4 protein-coding genes are annotated in these 1684 nt (G+C 55.7%); 3 read left to right on the top strand and 1 reads right to left on the bottom strand.

What is annotated here, in order from left to right:
* From D8V06_RS02325 to D8V06_RS02315, 3 genes are all read left to right on the top strand, one after another.
* The coding region (locus tag D8V06_RS02325; RefSeq protein WP_130930366.1) for a hypothetical protein at positions 1–297 on the top strand (297 nt) is incomplete at its 5' end.
* A gap of 2 nt (positions 298–299) precedes the next feature.
* A complete protein-coding gene (gene greA / locus D8V06_RS02320; protein WP_038861135.1) occupies positions 300–776 on the top strand; it encodes a transcription elongation factor GreA in 477 nt (158 codons plus the stop codon).
* A gap of 31 nt (positions 777–807) precedes the next feature.
* Complete coding sequence (locus D8V06_RS02315) at positions 808–1212, top strand: MFS transporter (RefSeq protein WP_130906451.1); 405 nt, start codon at positions 808–810, stop codon at positions 1210–1212.
* A gap of 9 nt (positions 1213–1221) precedes the next feature.
* On the opposite strand, the gene D8V06_RS02310 is transcribed toward D8V06_RS02315, so the two are convergent.
* On the bottom strand, positions 1222–1530 hold the full coding sequence (locus tag D8V06_RS02310; RefSeq protein ID WP_007942889.1) for a YhbY family RNA-binding protein: 309 nt from the start codon (positions 1528–1530) through the stop codon (positions 1222–1224).
* Between the last annotated feature and the right edge of the window lie 154 nt (positions 1531–1684).

Raw genomic sequence — 1684 nt, 5'->3', positions numbered from 1 at the left:
ACTGCCAAGCTGATCGAAGCCGCAGGCCTGAAAGTGCGCCGCGTGAACAAGGTGACCGAGGGTCGTCCGCACGTGGTCGACATGATCAAGAATGACGAAGTCACGCTGATCATCAACACCACCGAAGGTCGTCAGTCGATCGCTGACTCCTATTCCATTCGTCGCAATGCCCTGCAGCACAAGATTTACTGCACCACCACCATTGCTGCTGGCGAAGCTATCTGCGAAGCGCTGAAGTTCGGTCCCGAAAAGACCGTGCGCCGCTTGCAGGATCTACACGCAGGATTGAAGGCATGAGCATAACGAAGTACCCAATGACCGTTCAGGGCGCTCGCGCCCTGGAAGAAGAACATGCTCACCTGACCAAGGTCGTTCGTCCGAAGCTCAGCCAGGACATCGGTACGGCCCGCGAGTTGGGTGATTTGAAGGAAAACGCCGAATACCATGCTGCCCGCGAGCAGCAGGGTATGGTCGAGGCGCGGATACGCGACATTGAAGGCCGGATTCAGAACCAGGTCATCATCGATGTCACGACCATTCCTCATACCGGCAAGGTTATCTTCGGCACCACCGTTGAAATCGCCAACGTCGAGACTGATGAAAGCGTCACTTACCACATCGTGGGTGAGGATGAAGCTGACTTCAAGCTCGGCAAGATTTCTGTCGGCTCGCCCTTGGCCCGTGCCTTGATCGGCAAGGAAGAGGGCGATGTGGTCGCGGTGAAAACGCCAAGCGGCGTTATCGAGTACGAGATTGTCGAAGTTCGCCACATCTAATAAAGGCAAGCGCCCGCTCCGTGCGGGCGCCATGCTTTGGCAGTTGACCCAGATGTTGTGGGTCGGTGGCTTGTGGCTGTTGCACATCGGTCTGCTGCCGGTGCTGGACCGTATAGGTCTGGCGCCGCTGCTGATCGACGAAATCGCAGGCATGCTGAATGCGCTGATGATCGGCTTTGCCGCAGCGTGTGTGATTTTTCAGGCTCTGGTGCTGATTCAGGCCGAGGGTCTTTTCAGTCTCTGGCTTGATATTCGTGGGCAACTGCTGTTGATGGCGCTATATGCGTGTGCGATGTTCATCGCTGTGCGTATCGGTTGGCCGGATGCGGTCCGTTGGCAGGCGTTCAGCTATCTGGTGTTGGGCTTTTCCGGGCTGGTCCTGGTATTGCAGCCGGTGCCGGGATGGAGTGGCAGGGTGCGCGAAGCACACCCGTGACCCTTGTCATCACTTGAAGCGATGAACGTTCGACAGCTGCTTGTTGACGCTGAAGTTCTTGCGGTAAATCAGCGCCATCTTGCCGATGACCTGAACCAGATCCGCTTTGCCGACCTTGCACAGTTCAGCGATGGATGCCAGGCGCGATTCGCGATCGAGGATATTGAGCTTGATCTTGATCAGTTCGTGATCCGCCAGTGCGCGTTCAAGCTCGGCTAATACACCTTCAGTCAAACCGTTGTCTGCCACAATCAGAACTGGTTTCAGATGGTGGCCAATGGATTTGTACTGTTTCTTCTGCTCTTGAGTGAGCGGCATAATCTGACCCTTTCGTCTGGATTCTGTAAAATGGCGGCCATTTTACCCGAGGGCTCGTGGATCCGCCCAATTAATCACGACCCTTATCAACGAGGTGCCCAATGGCGCGTTCCAAGACAAGCCTTGGTTGGCTGAAAAGACATGTCAACGATCC

The organism is Pseudomonas sp. Sample_24 (genome assembly GCF_004307605.1).
Lineage (GTDB): Bacteria > Pseudomonadota > Gammaproteobacteria > Pseudomonadales > Pseudomonadaceae > Aquipseudomonas.
This window is presented reverse-complemented; position numbering and strand designations above follow the sequence as displayed.

Excerpts from the sequence above, each read along its gene's own strand:
- D8V06_RS02310 (WP_007942889.1), bottom strand. The coding sequence starts at position 1,530 with ATGCCGCTCACTCAAGAGCAGAAGAAACAGTACAAATCCATTGGCCAC.
- D8V06_RS02315 (WP_130906451.1), top strand. The coding sequence starts at position 808 with ATGCTTTGGCAGTTGACCCAGATGTTGTGGGTCGGTGGCTTGTGGCTG.